At 70.9% G+C, this 20584-nt stretch carries 16 protein-coding genes and 1 pseudogene; 11 read left to right on the forward strand and 6 right to left on the reverse strand.

The window, feature by feature from the left end:
* Positions 1–159: 159 nt before the first annotated feature.
* Positions 160–1110: pseudogene (locus tag I8920_RS02065) on the reverse strand (carbohydrate ABC transporter permease); the annotation flags it as partial.
* On the reverse strand, positions 1107–2465 hold the full coding sequence (locus tag I8920_RS02070) for an extracellular solute-binding protein (RefSeq protein WP_198657544.1): 1359 nt from the start codon (positions 2463–2465) through the stop codon (positions 1107–1109). The gene I8920_RS02070 and the pseudogene I8920_RS02065, both read right to left, overlap by 4 nt.
* Before the next feature lie 220 nt (positions 2466–2685).
* On the opposite strand from I8920_RS02070, the gene I8920_RS02075 reads away from it, so the two are divergent.
* Positions 2686–3840: a baeRF2 domain-containing protein gene (locus I8920_RS02075; RefSeq protein ID WP_198657545.1), complete on the forward strand. Its 1155-nt coding sequence runs from the start codon at positions 2686–2688 to the stop codon at positions 3838–3840.
* A 96-nt stretch (positions 3841–3936) separates the two neighbouring features.
* Here I8920_RS02075 and I8920_RS02080 read toward each other — a convergent pair whose 3' ends face one another.
* A complete protein-coding gene (locus tag I8920_RS02080; RefSeq protein WP_198657546.1) occupies positions 3937–5127 on the reverse strand; it encodes an MFS transporter in 1191 nt (396 codons plus the stop codon).
* 80 nt (positions 5128–5207) lie between these two features.
* On the opposite strand from I8920_RS02080, the gene I8920_RS02085 reads away from it, so the two are divergent.
* A complete protein-coding gene (locus I8920_RS02085) occupies positions 5208–5909 on the forward strand; it encodes a GntR family transcriptional regulator (RefSeq protein ID WP_232832790.1) in 702 nt (233 codons plus the stop codon).
* Between the two features lie 124 nt (positions 5910–6033).
* On the opposite strand, the gene I8920_RS02090 is transcribed toward I8920_RS02085, so the two are convergent.
* Positions 6034–6180 (reverse strand): hypothetical protein, encoded by a 147-nt coding sequence (locus I8920_RS02090; protein WP_198657548.1) that lies wholly within the window; start codon positions 6178–6180, stop codon positions 6034–6036.
* Positions 6181–6410: 230 nt separating this feature from the next.
* Between I8920_RS02090 and I8920_RS02095 the strand changes: the two genes are divergently transcribed.
* From I8920_RS02095 to I8920_RS02125, 7 genes are all read left to right on the forward strand, one after another.
* Positions 6411–7511 carry a LacI family DNA-binding transcriptional regulator gene (locus I8920_RS02095; RefSeq protein ID WP_198657549.1) on the forward strand — a complete coding sequence of 367 codons (1101 nt, stop codon included), beginning with the start codon at positions 6411–6413 and terminating at the stop codon, positions 7509–7511.
* A gap of 125 nt (positions 7512–7636) precedes the next feature.
* Positions 7637–9457: an ABC transporter substrate-binding protein gene (locus I8920_RS02100; RefSeq protein ID WP_232832791.1), complete on the forward strand. Its 1821-nt coding sequence runs from the start codon at positions 7637–7639 to the stop codon at positions 9455–9457.
* Positions 9454–10434 carry an ABC transporter permease gene (locus I8920_RS02105; RefSeq protein ID WP_066651916.1) on the forward strand — a complete coding sequence of 327 codons (981 nt, stop codon included), beginning with the start codon at positions 9454–9456 and terminating at the stop codon, positions 10432–10434. Before I8920_RS02100 ends, I8920_RS02105 begins: the two co-directional genes overlap by 4 nt.
* Positions 10435–10554: 120 nt before the next feature.
* Positions 10555–11481 carry an ABC transporter permease gene (locus I8920_RS02110; protein WP_198657550.1) on the forward strand — a complete coding sequence of 309 codons (927 nt, stop codon included), beginning with the start codon at positions 10555–10557 and terminating at the stop codon, positions 11479–11481.
* Positions 11478–13265 (forward strand): ABC transporter ATP-binding protein, encoded by a 1788-nt coding sequence (locus I8920_RS02115; RefSeq protein WP_232832792.1) that lies wholly within the window; start codon positions 11478–11480, stop codon positions 13263–13265. Before I8920_RS02110 ends, I8920_RS02115 begins: the two co-directional genes overlap by 4 nt.
* The gene (locus I8920_RS02120) at positions 13262–14134 is read left to right on the forward strand and encodes an alpha/beta fold hydrolase (RefSeq protein WP_198657551.1); all 873 of its coding nucleotides are present in this window, start codon (positions 13262–13264) and stop codon (positions 14132–14134) included. Before I8920_RS02115 ends, I8920_RS02120 begins: the two co-directional genes overlap by 4 nt.
* A 23-nt stretch (positions 14135–14157) precedes the next feature.
* A complete protein-coding gene (locus I8920_RS02125; protein ID WP_442873587.1) occupies positions 14158–15354 on the forward strand; it encodes a glycoside hydrolase family 1 protein in 1197 nt (398 codons plus the stop codon).
* 174 nt (positions 15355–15528) lie between these two features.
* Here the strand turns inward: I8920_RS02125 and I8920_RS02130 are convergent, their stop codons facing one another.
* Positions 15529–16713, reverse strand: a complete 1185-nt coding sequence (locus tag I8920_RS02130) for an ankyrin repeat domain-containing protein (RefSeq protein WP_198657552.1) — start codon at positions 16711–16713, stop codon at positions 15529–15531.
* A 15-nt stretch (positions 16714–16728) separates the two neighbouring features.
* On the reverse strand, positions 16729–17886 hold the full coding sequence (locus I8920_RS02135; protein WP_198657553.1) for an acyltransferase family protein: 1158 nt from the start codon (positions 17884–17886) through the stop codon (positions 16729–16731).
* An 80-nt stretch (positions 17887–17966) separates the two neighbouring features.
* Here I8920_RS02135 and I8920_RS02140 point away from each other — a divergent pair, with 80 nt between their 5' ends.
* Both I8920_RS02140 and I8920_RS02145 read left to right on the forward strand, forming a co-directional pair.
* A complete protein-coding gene (locus I8920_RS02140) occupies positions 17967–19073 on the forward strand; it encodes a polysaccharide pyruvyl transferase family protein (RefSeq protein ID WP_198657554.1) in 1107 nt (368 codons plus the stop codon).
* Positions 19073–20491, forward strand: a complete 1419-nt coding sequence (locus tag I8920_RS02145; protein ID WP_232832793.1) for a polysaccharide biosynthesis tyrosine autokinase — start codon at positions 19073–19075, stop codon at positions 20489–20491. Before I8920_RS02140 ends, I8920_RS02145 begins: the two co-directional genes overlap by 1 nt.
* Positions 20492–20584 lie beyond the last annotated feature (93 nt).

Raw genomic sequence — 20584 nt, forward strand, 5'->3', positions numbered from 1 at the left:
CCCCTTCGTCCCGTTCTGCAGTCCGGTCCTGGCCGGGAGGCCCGGCTCGGCCGTGGTGGTGACCGTGCTGCCCGCCGCAGCGCGCGTCCGGAGCGCGTTGCGAGCCTCCAGACCGTCCCGCTTCGCGCGCTTGCGGCGCTCGCGTTCGTCCTTCGGCGGTCGGTTCGTCAACGCGAGGAACGCGAACGACAGGATGAACGCGGCCAGGGCGATGATGACGGCCTGCGCGCTCGCGACGCCGTACTCGTTGAACGCGAACGCGTTCGTGTAGGCGGCGTAGTTCGGCGTGTACTCGGTGTCGATGGCCGGGGCCACGGTCGACAGGATCTGCGGCTCCGCGAAGAGCTGCAGCGTGCCGATGATCGAGAACACGGTCGTCAGCACCAGGGCCGGGGCGATGAGCGGGATCTGGATGCGCCAGGCGACCTGGAACGCGTTGGCGCCGTCGACCTTCGCGGCCTCGTAGACCTCGCCGGGGATCGACTTCAGCTGCGCCACGATGATGAGCATGTTGTAGCCGGTGTAGGTCCAGGTGACGATGTTCGCGATCGACCACAGCACGCTGTTCGCACCGAGGAAGTCCGGCTGCAACCCGATCGACTGCAGGCCCGCGACGATCGGCGACAGCCCCGGCACGTACAGGAACGACCAGAGGATCGTCGCGATGACCCCGGGGACGCCGTAGGGCATGAAGTAGATCGCGCGGAAGAAGCCCGGCCACCGGGCGCTCGCCGACTCGAGCAGCAGCGCCAGGATCGTGCAGGCGATGATCATCACCGGGACCTGCACGATGCCGAAGAGCAGCATCCGCCCGATCGAGGCGACGAAGCCGCTGTCCTGCAGGGCGATGACGTAGTTGTCGAAGCCGGCGAACCGGCCGACCACGCCGTCCTCGCCGAACAGTCCCTCGCGGTCGACGGTCGTGAACGACTGGAACAGGGCGCTGATGATCGGGATGACGAACGTCAGCAGGAACAGTGCCAGGAACGGCGCGAGCAGGATCCACGGGGCGCGCTTCTGGGCGCTCGTGGCCTTCGTGCTCGTGCGGAAGGCGGGGGCGCCGGCGGCCGGTCGGCCGGCGGACTGCCTGGTGGTGGTCTGCTGGGTCATCGTGCCGTCCTGACGCTGAGGCCCTTGTCCTTGAAGGACTGGACGATCTCCCGCTGGGCGAGCTCCACGGCGTCGCTGAGCTTGAGGCCGGAGGTGAGCTTGCGGCGGAACTGGTTCTGCAGGCTCGTGAACGCCGACTGGGTCACGGGGGACCACGACCACTCGACGTTCTGCGCCTGCGCCGCGGGGACGAACACCTCTTCGTTGTAGTTCTGCCCGGAGAACCACTCGGACGGCTGCTGGCGGGCGGCGCCGATGTAGTCGACCGCCGGCGACCAGCCGATGCCGCAGTACTCGATCATCGCGTCGATGCCCTCCTTCGACGTGGTCATCCACGTGATGAACTCGAGCGCCTCCTTCGGGTGCTTCGCGTTCGCCAGCACGGCAGCGGTCGAACCGCCGATCGCGCTCGAACCGAACCCGTCGGCGCCCCACTTCTGCATCGGGGCGACCTTCCACTTGCCCTCGCCGCCCTGCACCGACTGGATCAGGGCGTCACCCCAGCTCGCGCTCGTGACGGCCGCGATCCTGCCGCTGGCCGCCGCGGCGTACCACCCGGGCGAGTACGCGCCGGCGCTCGTGTCGACCAACTTCTCGTCGATGACGCCGTCGAAGAAGTCGGCGACCATCATCGTCTTGTCATCGGTCATGTCGACGACCCACTGGTCGCCGTCGATCTTGAACCACCGCGCCCCCGCCTGCTGCGCGTACGCGGCGAAGGGCGACGCGTCGGCCACCGGGAACACCTCGAGGTAGTTCTGCTTGCCGGTGCCGCGGACCTTCTCGGCCAGGTCGCGCCACTCGTCCCACGTCGTCGGTGGTTCGCCGCCGGCCTGCTCCAGGATCGCCGTCTGGTAGTAGAAGCCCATCGGGCCGGTGTCCTGCGGGATGCCGTAGATGCCGTCGACGAACGACACCTGGGCCCACGCGGCCTCGTCGTACCTCGACTCGAAGTCCTTCGCGCCGTACCGGGCCAGGTCGACCAGGCCGTTCGCGAGCATGAACTCGGGGATCTGCCGGAGCTCGACCTGCCCGATGTCCGGGCCGCCGCCGGCCGCGAGCGCGGAGTACATCTTCTGGTAGCCGCCGCTGTTGCCGCCGGGGATCCAGTTCGCGGTGACCTGGATGTCCGGGTGCGTCTCGTTCCAGACGTCGCACACCTTCTGCAGGTCCTTCAACCAGGCCCAGTAGGTGAGCTGGACGGTCTCGCCCGAGGCCGCCGCGGGCACCAGGGCCGCCTTGTTGACGTTGGTCGAGCCCGGGACGGCGCAGCCGGCGAGGAGTCCCGCCGCCGCCGTGCCGAGGCCGAAGCCCAACAGGTGTCGTCTCGTGATGGGTCGTGGTCGTGGCGCCATTGCCGCACTCCGTTCGCCGTTGATCGGGGTTGCCCACACCCAACCACAGAACCGAACGACGGTGTGGTTTCGTGACCGTCTCGTTGCTGTGGGGTCGCCGGGAACCCTCCGCCTGGGTGTTCGCTGGCGACTGTGGACGGCCCCGGTCGGGCGGGTGGAGTGTGGTCGCACGTGAGAGCGCCGGGGCTCGTCGGCTCCGGCCCGTCCGAGAGGAGCTGCCATGACGTCGACCAACGCGACGAGCGAACTGCACCGGATCCTGGGGGAGCGACTGGAGGGCGGAGGCACCTGGGCCTGGGCCTACGGCGACGTCTCCGGCAACGTCGAGGACCCGCGACGGCAGGCGGCACTCCGACTGCGCGGGATCGAGGAGACCCTCCGTGCGCAGGGTGCGTCCGACGCGGTCGTCGACCTGGTCGCCGCCGAGTTCGAGCAGGAGCCGGGCGTCCCGTCGCCGGTCGCGCGCTACGTCCTGGTGCACGACGACGTCGTGGTGCTGAGCGAGGTCCTGCCCGGGCACCTGCACGGACCGGAGTCCGTGGGCGTCGGTGCCGTGCCGGACCTGGTGCCGCTCGTCGCCCACCGCCCGGTCGACCTGCCGTTCCTGGTCGTGCACGCCGGCAAGGAGGGCGGGGCGTTCCGCGCCTACCGACTGGGGCACGCCGCGGTCGCCGTCGAGCAGCAGGTCGAGGGGCGCAACGACACGTTGCACTACGCCAAGGCCGGCACCGGCTGGAAGCAGCCGCACTGGCAGCAGCACACCGAGGAGATCTGGAAGCAGAACCAGTCCGAGGTCGCGAGCGCCCTCGACGCAGCCGTCCGCGACCTGCGGCCCGGACTCGTGGTGGTGGCCGGCGACGTCACGGCCCGTGAGCTCCTGGTGAAGTCGCTGTCGAACGAGGCGAAGGCGCTCGTCTCGGTCTTCCCCGGCGACCCGCGGGCCGACACCGCGTCGAAGCAGGCGTTCGTGGAGCACGTCGAGACCGCGCTCGCCCGGGTCGTCGCGACGCATCGGCACGACCTCGAGGACCTGCTCCGCACGCACACCGGCCGCGGCGACAACCAGGTCGTGACCGGGATCGGGTCCGTGGTCGAGGCCCTGCAGCAGGCCCAGGGCGCGACGGTGGCGGTGGACGCGCAGGCGGTCGGGGACCGCACGCTGCTCGCCCTGGCGGGTGCGCCGTGGGTGGCGACCGCGCCCGAGCAGGCCGCGGGCACCCCGGTGATCGGTGCGGTGCCGGCGGTGTGCGCGCTCGTGCGGGCCGCGGTGCTGACCGACGCCGACCTCGTGCTCGTGAACGCGGCGTCCCTGCCCGGTGGCGCACCGGCCGCCGCCCTGCTCCGCTGGCCGGTCGGGCCGACCGTGCCCGCGTGACGCCCCGGACGCCGTCGCTGTGCTGACCCGGTGACGGACGGGAGGCCCGTGGCGACCCCGCCACGGGCCTCCCGTCCGTCGCTCCGCCGGCGCCGGTCAGTCGGACGAGCGGTCGACGCGGGGGACCAGGGGCAGTGCCAGCAGCGGCAGGACGGCGACGATGCCGAACGACCCCGCGAAGCCGACCGTCGTGACCAACGCACCGACACCGGGGCCGACGGCGCTCGCCGCGATGAACTGACCGGTGTTCTGCGCGCCGAGAGCCCGGCCGGACCAGTACGGCCCTGCCGCCTCGGCGACGGACGTGTAGGCCAGGCCGTTGTCGGCGACCGTGACGCTCGTCGCGATGACCAGGAACACGGCCCCGGCTGCCAGGTGCGTGACGTCGACGAGCGCGAGCAGCCCCATCACGGCGGCGGCACCGACCGCGACGACCCGCAGCGGCCCGACCCGCGACCCGACCCGGTCGCTCCAGACGCCCACGAGGATCCGGCCGACGGCCCCGACGAACTGCGAGGCGCCGACGAGCAACCCGGCCGCCGGAGTCGACCAGCCGAGGCCCACGAGCCAGACGAGGCCGTACGTCGACAGCGTGAACTGCGGCACCACGAGCAGGACCGACACGGCGTGCACCCGCCACAGGAAGCCGTCGGACCGGTAGGGGTTGGCCGGCACCGTCGCCACGGCGGCACGGGCCGGACGCGGAGGGTCCGTGATCCCGACCGCACAGCAGACGGCGAGCACCGCGCACAGGACGACCGGCAGCACCAGGGCGGCCCGGATGCTCGACGCCTCGGCGAGCTGCGGGACCGTGAGGGCGGCGAGCGTCACGCCGAGGGGCTGGGACATCTGCCGGATCCCCATCGCCAGGCCGCGCCGCTCCTTCGGGAACCAGCCGACCACGACCCGCCCGCTCGCCGCGTTGGTCGATGCACTCGTCATGCCCCCGGCCAGGAACGCGAGGCCGAGCAGGACCGGGTCGCCCGCCGCCGCCCACGCCCCGACGGCCGCGATCGTGGTGAGGGCGAGCCCACCGGCGATGACGACACGTTCGCCGATGCGGTCGGTGATCGCACCCCACGCGATGAGCGTCAGCACCATGCCGAAGGTGGGCGCGGCGGAGAGCAGGCCGGCCACGGGCAGCGGGGTCCCGTCCGCGTGCAGGGAGGGGATGAGCAGGGCTGGAGCGGTCACCACGAGCGTGCCCGCGGCCTGGGCACCGACGCCGAGGGCCAGCATCGTCCAGGCGCGCGGGCTGGTCGGAGTGGGAGGAGTGGTCGCGGTCATGCCATCGCTTCGCCCTGGAACGGATTGGTATACCAGGACGGTATACCATTCCCGCCCACTCGCCACTAGGCTTGTCCGCCGTGACCGACACGACCGACGCCGCGCCCGTGTCGCAGACGGCCCAGCTCTACGACAACCTGCGCGCAGCCATCCTGACCCTCGACATCGCGCCGGGGGAGCGCATCTCCGAGCGCGGACTCGAGGCCCGGTTCCACGCCTCACGCACCCCCGTCCGCGCCGCACTGTCGCGGCTCGAGCGCGAGGGGCTCATCCTTCACGAGGGGCGCTCGTGGACGGTCACGCCGATCGACCTCGACGAGATCGCCTCGCTCGCCGAGCTGCGCGGCATCCTCGAACCCGCCGCCGTCCGGCTCGCGGTCGAGCGCGCCGACGCCGAGCAGCTGGCCGAGGTCCGCGGGCACCTCGACGACCTCCGGCCCTCGCCGGACCAGCAGGCCGGCATCCGGATGGGGTCGACGTTCCACCTCGAGCTCGCTGCGCTCGGTGGCAACCGGTTCGTCACCGATGCGATCGCCGACGCCCTGACGCGGTTGGAGCGGACCCGCTGGATCGAGGTCCGGACCCCCGAGGCGCGCGACGCCGCATGGCAGGAGCACAGCGCGATCATCGACGCCGTCCGGGACGGTGACGCCGACCGCGCGGCGCAGCTCGTCTCGGCACACGTCGCCGGCACGAACGACCGCCTGCTCAGCTGGATCGCCCAGGAGCGTCGTCGCCTGCGCGGTGCGGGCATGACGATCGTCGGCGCGACCGAGCGCTGACGGGCCGTCCATGCCGTGGACGGGACCACTCGCGGTCGCACTCCGTCGGTGCGTGCCGGACGCGCGGGCGTGCGCCGCGCCTCCCGACCGCTCGTCGGTGCGGTGAGGGCCCGACGAGCCGCCGCTACGGCCGGTCGACCGGCTCCTGGGTCGGATCGACGTCGTCGAACGTCGTGCCCTCCGTGCGTTCGAGCAGTGCAGCACGCACCTCGGCCTCGTCGTGGCTCGCGCGGTTGGCGAGCTTGCTCCCGGAACGTGTCGACTGCGACATGTCGGTGTCCTTCCCTGCGTGTGTGGGCAACCAGAACGGTGCGGGCAGGCGGCCCGCTGGTGCGCTTCCTCACGGGACGTACTGAGGTCGCAACAGTGTCGCGCGGACGGTACGGTCCCGCAAGCACCCGCCGTTCCCCTGTGGAGAAACCGCGCTCCGGGTCGTGCCTAGGATGGTCCGGCCGCGCAGACGAGGCGCGGCTCCAGCGGACGGCGGACGGGAGGCACGGCTTGGCCGACCAGCGCACCGCACCGCCCACCGTCTACGACGTCGCGTCCGCCGCCGGTGTCTCCATCGCGACCGTCTCCCGCGTGCTCCGCACGCCGGACGCCGTCCGCGAGGGCACCCGGGACCGCGTCCAGGCGGCGATCCGGACCCTCGGCTACGTCCCCTCCGGCAACGCCCGCGGTCTCGCCGGCAAGCGGACGGGCGTCGTCGGGCTGCTGCTGCCCGGGTTCGACGTCGTGCCCGACGAGCGACCGGACCTGGTGACCGACGGCGGCGTGCGCGTGGTGGACGACCGCCGGCACGTCACCCAGCCGTTCTCGTCGAACCTGTACTTCGACGAGGTCCTGCGCGGCGCCGAGACCGAGGCCTGGCAGCGGGGCCTCGCGCTGATGGTCGCAGCCGGGCGCGGGTCGTCCCGTGACGTCATCGTCAACGACGTCGCCGGCCGGGTCGACGGTCTCGCCGTGCTGGCGCAGACCGTGCCGGACGACCTGCTCGACCACGTCGCCCGACGCATCCCGGTCGTGGTGCTCGCCGACGACCGGCGCTCGCACGGCTTCGACTCGGTGAGCGTCGACAACGCCGCCGGCATGCGCACGCTCGCGTCGCACGTGATCGGGCGCCTGGGGATCCGGTCGCTCGCGTACGTCGCCGGGCCGATCGACTCGCCGGACGACATGGAGCGGTCCGCCGGGTTCCGGGCCGCGTTGGCCGACCACGGCGTGCCGGCATCGGCGGTGCGGGTGGTGCACGGCGACTTCGGGCGGGCCCGGGCGCGGGAGCTCGCCGACCAGCTGCTCGCCGGGGACGTCCCGCGGGCCGTCGTGTGCTCGAACGACCAGTCGGCGCTCGGGGTGCTCGACGCGGCGGCGGCCCGGGGGCTGCGGGTGCCCGAGGACGTCGTCGTCACCGGGTTCGACGGCATCGACGCTGCGCGGTTCTCGTCACCGCCGCTGACCACGGTGCACCAGCCGATGGGTGCGCTCGGCCGTGCCGCCGTGCTGGCGATCGTGGACCGCCTGGAGCGCCGCGAGGGTCCGCCGCGTGCGGTGCGCCTGCCCGTCGAGGTGCTGCTGCGCGAGAGCTGCCCGCCGTCGCTGTAGCGGGCCGGGCCAGCGCGCCGCGCCCTCCCCGGCCGCTCGGGCCGCCCCGAGTCCCCGAGCGGTCCAGGACGTGCCGCCCCGGTACGGAACCACCCGTGTTGCGCGCCGCCATGTAAGCGCATACATTGAGCACGTACCGAATCGACATGGAGGTCGACCGAGCAATGACGCTTCCCCCACAGCGCACGCGCGGCACGCGCGACCCCGGGACCCGCGCTCCCGGACCGCGCACCGGCACCCGAGCCGGCACACGACGGCGTGGACGGCTCGTCGCCGCCATCGCCGGGCTCGCCGCGGTGGCCCTGGTCGCCACCGGCTGCAGCATCCAGGTCCGCTCCGAACCCGATCCCACGATCGGCAAGGACACGATGCTCATCAACGCGGACCGCGGCAACCCGCTGTTCGACCGCAACTTCAACCCGTACATCCCGAACGCCCGCACTGCGAGCAAGTGGATGTACGAGCCGCTCATCGAGATCAACCCGCTCGACGGCAAGGGCACCCCGTGGCTCGCGAGCTCGTGGGAGCTGCCCGACGCGCGGACGATCGACATGACGATCCGGAAGGGTGTCGAGTGGTCCGACGGCACGCCGTTCACCCCCGAGGACGTCCTCTTCACGTTCGACCTGCTCAAGAAGTTCCCGGCGATGGACGTCAAGGGCGCGTGGCAGCACATCGACCGCATCGAGCGGGACGGCGACCACCTGGTCTTCCACCTCAACGGCGAGGACGTCCCGAGCCTCAACATCATCGGCGCGACCTACATCCTCCCCGAGCACCACTACGGGAAGGTGAAGGACCCGGTCACCTGGCGCGACCCGGACCCGGTCGGCACCGGCCCGTTCGTGCTCGGCAACTACTCCGACCAGCAGTACTCGATGGACAAGAACCCGACGTACTGGCAGGCCGACAAGATCGCGATCAAGCACCTCGTGCTCCCCGCGACGAACACGCAGCTCGACACCGTCACGCGCGGCTACGACTGGGCGTACTCGTTCATCTCGGACGTCAAGGGCACGTGGGGGGCCGCGTCCGACACGAACCAGTGGTGGTTCCCCGCCGGCGGCGTGATCGGTCTCATCCCGAACCTGACGAAGGCGCCGTACAACGACGTCAACGTGCGCAAGGGCATCTCCTACGCGCTGGACCGCGATGGCATCGCCGAGACCGCCTCCGAGGGCAACCTCAGCGCCGCGGGCCAGACCGGCCTGATCCTGCCGAACCAGGAGCAGTACCTCGACCCATCGATCCCCGACGAGGGGATGATCACGCAGGACACCGACCGTGCCCTCGCCGAGTTCGCGAAGTCCGGCTACGAGCAGCAGGGCGGCAAGCTCGTCAAGGACGGCAAGCAGCTCGAGATCAACCTCATGACCGCGAACGGCTACTCGGACTGGCTCCGTGCCGCGCAGCAGGTGCAGCGTGACCTCGGGAAGATCGGCGTGAAGGTGCAGATCCAGGCGCCGCAGCCCGCCGGCTACCAGCAGAACATCAACAACGGCAAGTTCGACATGGCGATGGGCGGCATGGGGAACGGCGACGTCTTCCAGGCGTACAACTCCCTGTTGTCGAGCGACTTCTACCAGCCGGTCGGCAAGTCGACGGTGAACAACTTCGAGCGCTACAAGAACGCGGACACCCAGAAGCTCCTCGACGAGTACCGCGGTACGACCGACCGCGCCGAGCAGCAGCGGATCCTGGACCAGCTGCAGGCCATCGTGTACGACGACCTGCCCGTGATCGGCATGTACTACGGCGGGCTCTGGGGCCTGTTCAACACCGGCAAGTTCGTCGGCTGGCCGAGCGCCGAGGACCCGTACATGGCACCGCAGAACTACGACTCCGCACCGCTGCTCATCTTCACGAAGCTCCGGCTCCGCGACAGCGCCGCGGGCAAGGCGATCCTCGAGGAGCAGAAGACGCAGCAGAAGGAGGCAGGCAAGTGAAGTACATCCTCCAGAAACTCGTCCTCTTCGTCCTCACCCTCTGGGCCGCGGTCACGCTGAACTTCGTGCTCCCGCGCCTCATGCCGGGCAGCCCGTCCGACGCCGCGCTCGCGAAGCTCAGCCAGAACGGTCCGGTCACCGACGCCACGAAGAAGGCCATCGAGGCCCAGCTCGGCGTCCCCAGCGGCAACCTCTGGGACCAGTACGTCAGCTACCTGCACCAGGTCGTCACCCTCGACTTCGGCACGAGCTACACGTTCTACCCGCAGCCGGTCGGTGACCTGGTCGGCCGCGCACTGCCGTACACGCTCGTGCTCGTCGGCACGGTGACGGTCCTGGCGTTCGTCATCGGAACGCTGATCGGTGTCGCGGCGGCGTGGAAGCGCGGCACGTGGCTCGACTCGCTCCCGACCCTGTCCGGCAGCTTCATGTCGACGTTCCCGTACTTCTGGACGGCGCTCCTGCTGCTGTTCTTCCTCGGCTACGTCCTGCACTGGTTCCCGACCACCGGGGCGTCGTCCGCGACGAGCGTCCCGGGCTGGAACGGCACCTACATCGGCGACGTCCTGCGGCACGCGGTCCTGCCGGCCGTGACGATCCTCGTGACGAGCCTCGGAGGCTGGATCATCGGCATGCGCAACGCGATGATCAACACCCTCGGCGACGACTACGTCACCTTCGCCGAGGCCAACGGCCTCCGCGGTCGCACGGTCGCCGTCCGGTACGCCGCGCGCAACGCGATCCTGCCGAACCTGACCGGCTTCGGCCTGGCGCTCGGTGGCGTGGTCGGCGGCTCGGTGCTGGTCGAGCAGGTGTTCGGCTACCCGGGCATCGGCTACCTGCTCTTCAACGCCGTGATCGGGCAGGACTACCCGCTCATGCAGGCCCTCTTCCTGATGATCACCGTGTCGGTGCTCATCGCCAACTTCATCGTGGACGTCCTGTACGGCGTCCTGGACCCGAGGACGCGTCGATGACCAACAACATCACGAAGGCGGCGTGCTGCGCCCACATCAAGCACCCGGGGGCACGTCGATGACCAACAACATGACGAAGGCGGCGTGCTGCGCCCACACCGAGCACCCGGGGGCACACCGATGACCACGATCGCAGTACGTACCCAAGACGAAGCCCAAGCGCCCTCCAAGTGGCGCGCCGCCGCCCGCCAGTTCGGCGTCGTCTGGAGCAACACGAAGGCCCGCATCGGCCTGTGCATCCTCGGCTTCTTCGTCCTCGTGGCGATCGCCGCCCCGCTCCTCGCCCCCTACGGCGCCAGCCAGAACGGCTTCGAGCGCAACGCCGACGCCACCTGGGCGCACTGGATGGGCACCACCGCCGCCGGCGAGGACGTCCTCTCCCAGTTGATCTACGGCGCCCGGGTCTCCGTGCTCGTCGGTGCGGTCGCGGGCCTGCTCTCCACCCTCGTCGCCGTCGCGATCGGTCTGAGCTGGGGTTACATCCGCGGCTGGATCGCCGAGGTCATCGGGTTCATCGTCAACCTGTTCCTCGTCATCCCGGGTCTGCCCCTGATGATCGTCATCGCCGCCTACCTGCAGAACGGCGGCATCGCGGTGATCATCGCGGTCATCGTGGTGACCGGGTGGGCGTGGGGTGCTCGCGTGCTCCGCAGCCAGACCCAGTCGCTGCGCGGCCGGGACTTCGTCACCGCCGCCCAGTTCTCCGGGGACGGCGCGACCCGCATCGTCTTCCGCGAGATCCTGCCGAACATGACGAGCCTGATCGTCGGCAGCTTCTTCGGGGCAGCGACGAGCGCGATCCTCGCCGAGGCGGGGCTCGAGTTCCTGGGCCTCGGCGACTCGTCGATCGTCAGCTGGGGCACGATCCTGTACTGGGCGCAGAACTCGAACGCGCTCCTCACCGGCCAGTGGATCCTGCTGTTCGCCCCGGGCCTCTGCATCGCCCTGCTCGCGATGAGCCTCACCCTGATCAACTTCGGCGTCGACGCCGTGTCCAACCCGCGGCTGCGCGAGGGCGCGCGGCCCCGTAAGGAGAAGCGCGCATGAGCGGCTTGCCAGAAACGCACCCGGCAGACGGCCTGGAGGCGCCCACCGGCGCCGCCACGCGCCTCCCCTCCGACGCCACGCGCGCCACGCAGGACGTCCTGCTCGACGTCCGCGACCTGTCGGTCGTCTACGAGTCGGCCGGCCAGCAGGCCGTCCAGGCCGTCGACCACGTGTCGTTCCAGCTCGCGAAGGGCGAGTTCGTCGGCCTGGTCGGCGAGTCCGGTTCCGGCAAGTCGACGCTCGGCTACGCGCTGACCCGGCTGCAGAAGCCGCCGGCGCGCACGAACGGCGGCAGCATCGTGTTCAACGGACACGACATCCGCGACCTCGACGACGAAGCACTCCGCCAGCAGCGGCAGGGCGGCTTCGCCATGGTGCTGCAGTCCGGCATGAACGCGCTCAACCCGGTGCGCACCATCCGCAACCACTTCATCGACGTCTTCACGGCGCACGGCCACGTGCCGCGCGACCGCTGGGACGCCCGCATGCAGGAGCTCATCGGCAAGGTCAAGCTGCCGACGTCGATGCTCGCCCGCTTCCCCGGTGAGCTGTCCGGCGGCATGCGGCAGCGCGTCTCGATCGCGCTCGCCCTGTCGCTCGAGCCGCAGCTCATGGTGTTCGACGAGCCGACGACCGCGCTCGACGTGCTCGTGCAGCACGCCGTCATGGACACGATCATCGAGCTCCAGCGCTCCGAGGGCTTCACAGCGATCCTCATCAGCCACGACCTCGGCATCGTGCTCGAGGCCACCGAGCGCGTCCTCGTCATGCACGAGGGCCGCATCGTCGAGGACGGCGGCTCGAAGGACATCCTGCGCGACCCGCAGGACGAGTACACGCAGATGCTGCTCTCGCACTACGCCGACCCCCGTGCCGAGGTGGTGTCGCTGCCGGGCTTCCCGGACCGGTCGCTCCGTGACCCGTCGGCCACGCGGCAGGAGACCACCAGCTCGTTCAGCACCGTCGGCTCCCGCGAGCGCAGTGCCGCCCGGAACCCGATCGTCGTCGACCACATCGTCAAGACCTACCCGGCGCCCCGCCGCGGCGAGCAGCCGGTGCAGGCCGTGCGCGACGTGTCGTTCACCCTCGAGCCCGGGCAGTCGCTCGCCCTGGTCGGCCAGTCCGGTTCGGGCAAGTCCACCATCGCGAAGCTGCTCACCGGGGTCGAGAAGCCCACGACGGGCACGGTCCGGTTCGGTGACCTCGACGTCGCCCGGCTCGGCAAGCGCGGTCTGCGCGACCTGCGCTCCGAGGTGCAGATGGTGTTCCAGGACCCGTACTCGGCGCTCAACCCGCTGCACACGGTCGAGTACACGCTGTCCCGACCGATCGCGAACTACACCGGGCTGCGCGGCCGCGACGCCCGGCGCCGGGTGCTCGAGCTGCTCGAGACCGTCGGACTCACCCCGGTGGAGCAGTTCGCGCAGAAGCTCCCGCACCAGCTCTCCGGCGGGCAGCGGCAGCGCGTCGTCATCGCCCGGGCCCTGGCGAGCGACCCGCAGGTCATCATCGCCGACGAGCCGGTCTCGATGCTCGACGTCACGCTCCGCGCCGGTGTGCTCGCCCTGCTCGAGGACCTGCGCGAGCAGTGGGGCGTCTCGCTCCTCTACATCACGCACGACCTGCTGAGCGCGCGGCTCATCACCGACGACATCATGGTGCTGCACGACGGCGCGGTGGTGGAGCGGGGCCGGACCGCCGATGTCCTGCAGCACCCGCAGGACGACTACACGGTCGCCCTGCTGGACGCCGTGCCGAACCCGCGGCGGACACTGCTCGCATGACCACGTTGCTCGACTTCCCGTCCGTCCCGTCCTTCGGCCACCTGCCCACCCCGGACGGTGTCGACGTCGTCGGCATCGACCTAGCCGTCGGCCGACTCACCGCCTACCGCGTCGTGCCCGCGGGGGAGTCGAAGGGCACGGTCCTGATCGTCCCCGGGTACACCGGCTCGAAGGAGGACTGGCGCACCTTCATGCCCGTCCTCCGCGACGCCGGGTGGACCGCGGTGGCGATCAGCCGGCGCGGGCAGGCGGACTCGGCAGCGCCGACCTCGCCGTCGGACTACTCCCTCGACCAGGAGGCCGCCGACGTCGTCCGGGTCGCCGCCCTGCTCGACGACGGCGCCCCCGTGCACCTGATCGGCCACTCGCTCGGCGGCGTGATCGCCCGCGAGGCAGCCATCGCCTCGCCGGGGTCCTTCCGCGACGTCGTGCAGTTCTGCTCCGGCCCGTACGGCTGGCCGTACCGCAAGGTCGCCGAGCTGACGATCCTGCACGACACCGGCGGGAACCTCCGGCAGCTGTTCGACTCGACGAACCCGCTCTGGGCCTACCGCCCCGACGAGGAGCTCCCCGACGACGTCAGGATGGTCCGCGACCGCTTCGACGCCACGAGCCCGCTCAGCGTCGTCGCAGGCGGGCACATCCTCGAGGACCACACCGACTCGTCCGCCGAGCTCCGGGCCACCGGGCTCCCGGTCCTCGTCACGCACGGCGAGTGGGACGGCGCCTGGCCGATCCCGTGGCAGCGGCAGATGGCCGAGGACACCGGGGCGGCGTACGAGGTGATCCCGGCGAGCTACCACGGCCCCCAGGTCGAGAACCCCCTCGGCACGGTCGCCGTGTTCGACGCATTCCTCAGCCAGCACTGACCCGAACCCGCACGAAAGGCACCATCATCTCCACCCTGCAGTTCCCCGACGGCTTCCTCTGGGGTGCCGCCACCGCCGCCCACCAGATCGAGGGCAACAACGTCAACAGCAACTGGTGGGTGCACGAGCACGAGCCCGACACCACCATCGTCGAACCCTCGGGCGACGCGGCCGACAGCTACCACCGCTACCGCGACGACATCCGCATCGCCGCCGACCTCGGCCTGAACTCGTACCGGTTCAGCGTCGAGTGGGCCCGCATCGAGCCGGAGCGCGGGTTCGTCAGCCGTGCCGAGATCGACCACTACCGCCGCATGGTCGACGCCTGCCACGAGTTCGGCATCGAGCCGATCGTCACCCTCATGCACTTCACGGTGCCCCGCTGGTTCGAGCGCGACGGCTTCTGGCGCGCACCCGACGCCGCCGACCTGTTCGCCCGCTACACCGAGGCGGCACTGCCGATCGTGCAGGACGGCGTCCGCTACGTCTGCACGATCAACGAGCCGAACATCGCGGCGATGCTCGCCGGAGGCGAGGACGCCGCGAACCTGGTCGCCTACGGTCTGCCGAACCCCGACCTGGGTGTCGCCGACGCCCTGCTGGCCAGCCACCGGCGGTCGCGCGAGGTCCTGGGACAGGTGTCGGGCCTCCAGTCCGGGTGGACCGTCGCGACGCAGGCGTTCAAGTCCAACGGCGAGCCCGGGGCGGACGCGATGCTCCGCGAGTACGGGTACCCGCGCGACGACTGGTACCTCGAGCAGGCCGCCGGCGACGACTTCCTCGGCGTGCAGGCCTACACCCGCACGTTCATCGGGCCGGACGGCCCCCTGCCCGTCGCTGACGACGTCGAGACCACACTGACCGGTTGGGAGTTCTACCCCGAGGCCTCGGCCGACGGGCTCCGCAGCGCGTGGGAGCTCTCCGGCGGTGTCCCGCTGATGATCACCGAGAACGGCATCGCCACCGCTGACGACTCCCGTCGCATCGCCTACACGCAGGGTGCCCTCGAGGGGATCCACCGCTGCATCGAGGACGGCATCCAGGTGCTCGGCTACCAGCACTGGTCGCTCCTCGACAACTACGAGTGGGCCTCCGGGTTCCGCCCGACCTTCGGGCTCGTGGCGTGGGACCCGGAGACCTTCGAGCGCACGCCGAAGGACTCCGCCCGCTGGTACGGGCGGGTCGCGCAGGCGAACGCCCTCGAGCCGGTCGCCGTCTAGGACGGTCGACCCCGCAGACGCGCGGCGGACGGGAGGCCCTGCTCCCGTCCGTCGCGCCCCGTCACGTCCGCCTCGTGGTGCGTCTCGGGCCCGCCGCGGTCCGTCAGCGCACGGCCGTGCGGTGCGTGCGCGCTGCTCGCTGCGCCCTGCGCGGCTGAGGACGTGTCCGCAGGCTCAGCCGTCGGCGGCGAGCAGGTCGGCGACGGCGGTCTCGCGGAGCAACGCCGCTCGGTCCGCGGCCGTGGACCCCTCGTCGTCCTCGGCACCGCGCTCGACGTCGAGTCCGAGCACCGCGCGGACCGTGTCGACGTCGCCCGAGTCGACCGCCGCGATGAGCAGCGTGACGCCCCGCGACCCACGGACGCCGGTGTCCGCACCCGCGTCGGCGAGGGCACGGACGATCGCGGCGTGCCCACCCCACGCGGCACGGACGATCGGGGAGTTACCGTCGCCGTCCCGGGCCTCCAGGTCGGCACCCGCGGCGACCAGCACGTCGACCGCCCGTCGTGCGTCACGGTCGATCGCCAGCGTCAGCGGCGTGCGTCCCTCGGTGTCGGTGAGCTGGACCGACGCCCCGCGGCGCAGGAGTTCCTCGAGCATCTCGGGGCGGTCGAACCACGCGGCGGCGTGCAGCGGCGCGAAGCCCCACCGCTGGTCGACGTCGTCGACGTCGCTCGCGTCGTCGGCCAGGTGCAGACCACCCAGGTCGCCGTACGCCGCGGCCCGCACGACCTCGGTCGCGTACTCCACCCAGCCGTCCGGCACCGGACCGTGCCAGCCCCGCGCTGGACGCTCGCCAAGGCCTGCGTACACCGACTCGGCGACGCTCCGGATCGACACCCGCACGCCCCGGAACCGGATCGCGACCTCGCCGACGGGGGAGACGAGCAGGCGGAGCTCCCAGGCGTCGTGTTCGTTGACGTACTCGAGCTCGCCCCGGGCGACGTGCGCGTCACCGGCGAGCAGCGCCGCGGGGTCGATGCCCGGCGGGTCGATGACGGCGTCGCGCAGGCGGAGCGACACCCTGGCGTGGTTCCACCGGCGCCACAGGCCGTCCGGGGTGTCGAGGACCTCGTCGTTCCGGACCACGACGTCGGCGTGCACCACGACCGGGTCGGGCACACCGTGGCCGGGCAGGTCGACGGGGGTCGTCGCGTCGTCGTCGTCCGGGTCCGCGACGGCGTCCGCCGACTCCACGGTCCAGCCTTCGACCCGCGCGTCGGTCCACGTGACGGTCAGCAGCGCGGCGACGGTGGGCGGGGCGTCCTCGAGCAGTCGGCTCACGTGGTCGCGCTGGCCGTCGAAGTCCTCGAGGGAGACGTAGCCAACGGAGGGCCAGTTCACTCGACTCCATCGCACGGCACCGACACTAGTTCAGATGCGGGTGGGTGACGGGTCGGCCGCGGTGGGGCTCCGTCGCCGTCGAGCCCGTGTGCGGTCGACCGCTGTCCTCGACGAGGGGCCGAGGTGCTTCGCAGGCGACGAGCGGACACCGCGGTCCGGGAGCAACAGCCGCCTGGCAGCCCTGTTCATCGGTTGCTCGACGAAACGGTGGGCCAGCGGAGCCATCACGAGCATCGCGCCGACCGTGATCGTGACGACCACGAGCCACGGCGCCCAGGACGCGCCGACGGCGGCGAACACCGCGGGGACGGCCGGCGCCAGGAGTGGGTGGACGAGGTAGAGCGCGTAGGAGGAAGCGCCGCCGATCATCACCCAGCGAGGCACGAACCGGCCCACCCGGGCTTCCAGCCAGACCGCCGCCGTCAGGACCGTCGAGATGGCGAGCGGGACGGCAGCAGCCTCGACGTCCAACCGTCCGGCGCGTACGGATCCGAGAGTTCCCGTCAGGACCGCGACGGCACCGAGCAGGGCGATGGTCAAGACGGGGCGGCGTGCGCGCCAGCCGCGAGCGATGATCATCCCGGCGAGGAAGTAGAGCGTCACGTGGTCGGCGTAGAACCACCACGGCGACCCGGTTGCGGGCCGGAAGAGCGATGCTGACGCGGCGGCGATGAGGACCGGTGCGCAGAGCGCGAGCGGATCGACCCGCATCGCGAGCGCGAGCGTCATCAGGGCGTAGAAGGCCATCTCGAACATCAAGGTCCAGCCGACGCCCCACAGGGGGTGGATCGCGCCCGCCTCGTCGTGGCTGGGCAGGAACAGGTAGGACGCGACGACCGTCTGCGGGTCGAGCGCGGAGTTGACCACCAACGACCCTGCCAGCACCACCGCGATGATCTTGATCGTGGTCATCAGCCAGTAGAGCGGTACGACCCGCGCGATCCGTGCTCGGGCGAACCGGTGCCAGGACCCTGGGGCGCGACGGAGGTCGTCTCCGACGTGCACCATGACGAACCCGCTGATCGCGAAGAACAGCCACACGCCGTACCCGGCGATCCCGGCGAGTTGCGGAGCGCGTTCGTCGAAGCGCTCCGCGGTGTAGTAGCACGCGTGGGTGACGACGACGAGGGCGGCTGCGATGTAGCGGAGGGCCTGGACCAGGCGGAATGGACTTCGCTCGGTCTGCATGCCCCCAGTGTACATGTGAAATACAAACATGTTCTATGGCAACGTGCCGGTGAATACATAGCGTTTGATATACTGGTTGCATGACCTCTCAACCTGCTGCGCGCGAGATCGTCTACCTCGGGTGGACGGGCCACGGCAACTACGGAGACGAACTCCTCCTCGAGACCTGGCGTCTCGGCCTCGGGGTGGATGCCGTCTCTCCGATCACGCGACGAGCACGACTCGCCGATGTGCGGAGCACGTTCCGCGCGTACCGCACCGGACGTCGAACCGAACGGATGCTCCTCGTCGGAGGGGGGACCGTGCTCGGCTTCCGCAACTGGGCACGGCACGTGGCGGATGCCGCTCGTGTGTACCAGGCCGACGTGGTGGTTGCGCTCGGGGCGGGAGCGGCGGAGTCCACCGATGCCTTCGCTCTCGGGCTGCAGGCACAGGACTGGCGGCGCTGGGAGCGTCTTCGGTCGGTCCTGCTCGGGGTCCGCGGTCCGCTCAGCGCCGTTGCGTGCGAGCACGCATGGAGACATCCCCCTGTCGTCGGGGACCCCGCACTGTCGTACCCGGTCGTCGCTGGGATCGACCGTCGTCACGGTGCTCCTGGTTCGATCGGTGTGAGTGTCGGAGCCGACCCTGCCTCGCGGTTCGACCCGGCGCAGGTCGCCGCAGCTGTCCAGAGCGCTTCTGGAGCGGACGCCGAGATCGTGCTGTTCGCCCTGTCGCCGAACGACGTCGCCGCGTGCCGCGCACTGCAGGCTGAGCTCCGCAGGCCGTCGCGCATCCACCGGTTCGACGGTGATGTCCGCACGACGACCTCGGAGATCGCCCGATGCGGTCTCATGCTCTCGGAGCGACTCCACGGGGCCGTGACGGCGGTCGCCCTCGGTGTTCCGACCGTCCCACTCGCCTACGCATCCAAATGCGATGACTTCTGGCTCAGCATCACCGGGGACCGGCCCTCGGTCGCACCCGGCGCCACGGCCGAGCAGATCCTCGGTGCTGTGAGCCGCGCGCTCGACCCCGTGGAACGTTCCGCGGCCGAGGCCCAGGTCGGCGTGCTCCGGCAGCGCTTGACGCTCGGGATCCGCCGGATCGCGGACTGGCGCGAGGGCACCATCACCACCGATCAGCTGCGAGAGCCGCTCGCGGTCGGGACGGCCGAGCCCTCCGGGGCCCGCGGGGGTGCTGCCTGATGGAACCCCAGGACTACATCCGGATCCTGCGCAAGAACTGGCTCCTCATCACGGTGATGGCGCTCCTGGGCGTTCTCGGCGGTGGCGCGCTCGCGGCCGCGTCGACGCCCGCGTACACCGCTTCGACGCGTCTCTACGTCTCCGTCCGGGCGCAGGAGGGTGCCGCGAGCACGGATCTCAACCAGGGGACGAGCTTCGCGCGTCAGGCCATCTCGACGTACGTCGACGTCGTCAACAGTCCGCTCGTCCTCGAGCGCGCGGGGCGCGAGCTCGAGCCGCAGATGTCGGCCGCCGAACTCACGCCGCTCGTCAGCGCCTCGTCGCCGGCCAACACCGTGCTCCTCGAGGTCTCGGTGACGGACACGAGTGCACAACGCGCTGCCGACATCGCGAACGCGGTCGGGGAGTCCTTCGCCCGCGTCGTGGCCGAGGACCTCGAGAAGCCCAGTGGCGGACCGTCCCTCATCGTCGTGAAGACGATCGCGCCTGCATCCGTGCCGGGTGCGCCGAGCGCTCCGCGCGTGCCGCTGATGCTCGCAATCGGTCTCGCCGTCGGTCTGGCGATCGGCGTCGGTGTTGCCGTGATCCGGACCACGCTCGACACGAAGGTCAGGACTGCCGAGCAGATCGAGACGATCACACGGCGCCCCTACCTGGGAGGGATCTTCGCCGATCCCGACGCGCAGAAACGTCCCCTCGTCGTGCACGCCGATCCCCGGAGCCCCAGGTCGGAGGCCTTCCGTCGACTCAGGACGAACCTGCAGTTCGTTGGTCTCGGTGACGTCGGTCGCTCGTTCGTCGTGACCAGTTCCGGGCCGAGCGAGGGCAAGAGCTACGTCGCCGCGAACCTGGCCATCGCGCTGTCCGAGACCGGGGCGCGTGTCGCACTCGTGGACGCTGACCTGCGGCGTCCCCGTGTGGCGGACTACCTCGGGGTCGAGGGGAACGCCGGCCTCACCGACCTGCTCATCGGGCGGGCGGAGATCGCCGATGTCCTCCAGCCGTGGGGTACGAAGTCGCTCACGGTGCTCCCGTCGGGAAGCATCCCGCCGAACCCGGCCGAGATGCTCGGTTCCGACGCGATGCGCGCGATCGTCGAGCACCTCGAGCGCTCCTTCGACTACGTCATCATCGATGCGCCTCCGGTCCTCCTGGTCGCGGATGCAACCGTGCTCAGCGCGGTCGCCGGCGTGCTCTTCGTGGCGGCCGCCGGCAGGGTGCGCAAGACCGATCTCGCAGCAGCGCTCCGGGCACTCGAAGCGGTCAACGCCTCGACGCTCGGAGTGGTCGGTCAGATGCTGCCGATGCGCGGCGCCGGGGGCGGGTCCTACGGCAAGTACGCGTACTACAGCGACCACGAACCGGTCGTCGAACCAGCGGCCGAAGGGTCGAGCGGCCGGCACAACCGGATTCCGTGACGACCGCGTCGACGCGCTCCACTCTGCGAGGACGTCTGACGCCTTCTGCTCGCTCACCGCACGGTCCAGCGATCACTCGAACATCCTTGGAGA

The sequence above is a fragment of the Curtobacterium sp. YC1 genome (genome assembly GCF_016267665.1).
In the GTDB taxonomy this organism is placed as follows: domain Bacteria; phylum Actinomycetota; class Actinomycetes; order Actinomycetales; family Microbacteriaceae; genus Curtobacterium.

Coding starts and splice junctions, on each gene's coding strand:
- I8920_RS02120 (WP_198657551.1), top strand. CDS start 13,262: ATGACCACGTTGCTCGACTTCCCGTCCGTCCCGTCCTTCGGCCACCTG.
- I8920_RS02070 (WP_198657544.1), bottom strand. CDS start 2,465: ATGGCGCCACGACCACGACCCATCACGAGACGACACCTGTTGGGCTTC.
- I8920_RS02075 (WP_198657545.1), top strand. CDS start 2,686: ATGACGTCGACCAACGCGACGAGCGAACTGCACCGGATCCTGGGGGAG.
- I8920_RS02080 (WP_198657546.1), bottom strand. CDS start 5,127: ATGACCGCGACCACTCCTCCCACTCCGACCAGCCCGCGCGCCTGGACG.
- I8920_RS02090 (WP_198657548.1), bottom strand. CDS start 6,180: ATGTCGCAGTCGACACGTTCCGGGAGCAAGCTCGCCAACCGCGCGAGC.
- I8920_RS02110 (WP_198657550.1), top strand. CDS start 10,555: ATGACCACGATCGCAGTACGTACCCAAGACGAAGCCCAAGCGCCCTCC.
- I8920_RS02135 (WP_198657553.1), bottom strand. CDS start 17,886: ATGCAGACCGAGCGAAGTCCATTCCGCCTGGTCCAGGCCCTCCGCTAC.
- I8920_RS02115 (WP_232832792.1), top strand. CDS start 11,478: ATGAGCGGCTTGCCAGAAACGCACCCGGCAGACGGCCTGGAGGCGCCC.
- I8920_RS02145 (WP_232832793.1), top strand. CDS start 19,073: ATGGAACCCCAGGACTACATCCGGATCCTGCGCAAGAACTGGCTCCTC.
- I8920_RS02140 (WP_198657554.1), top strand. CDS start 17,967: ATGACCTCTCAACCTGCTGCGCGCGAGATCGTCTACCTCGGGTGGACG.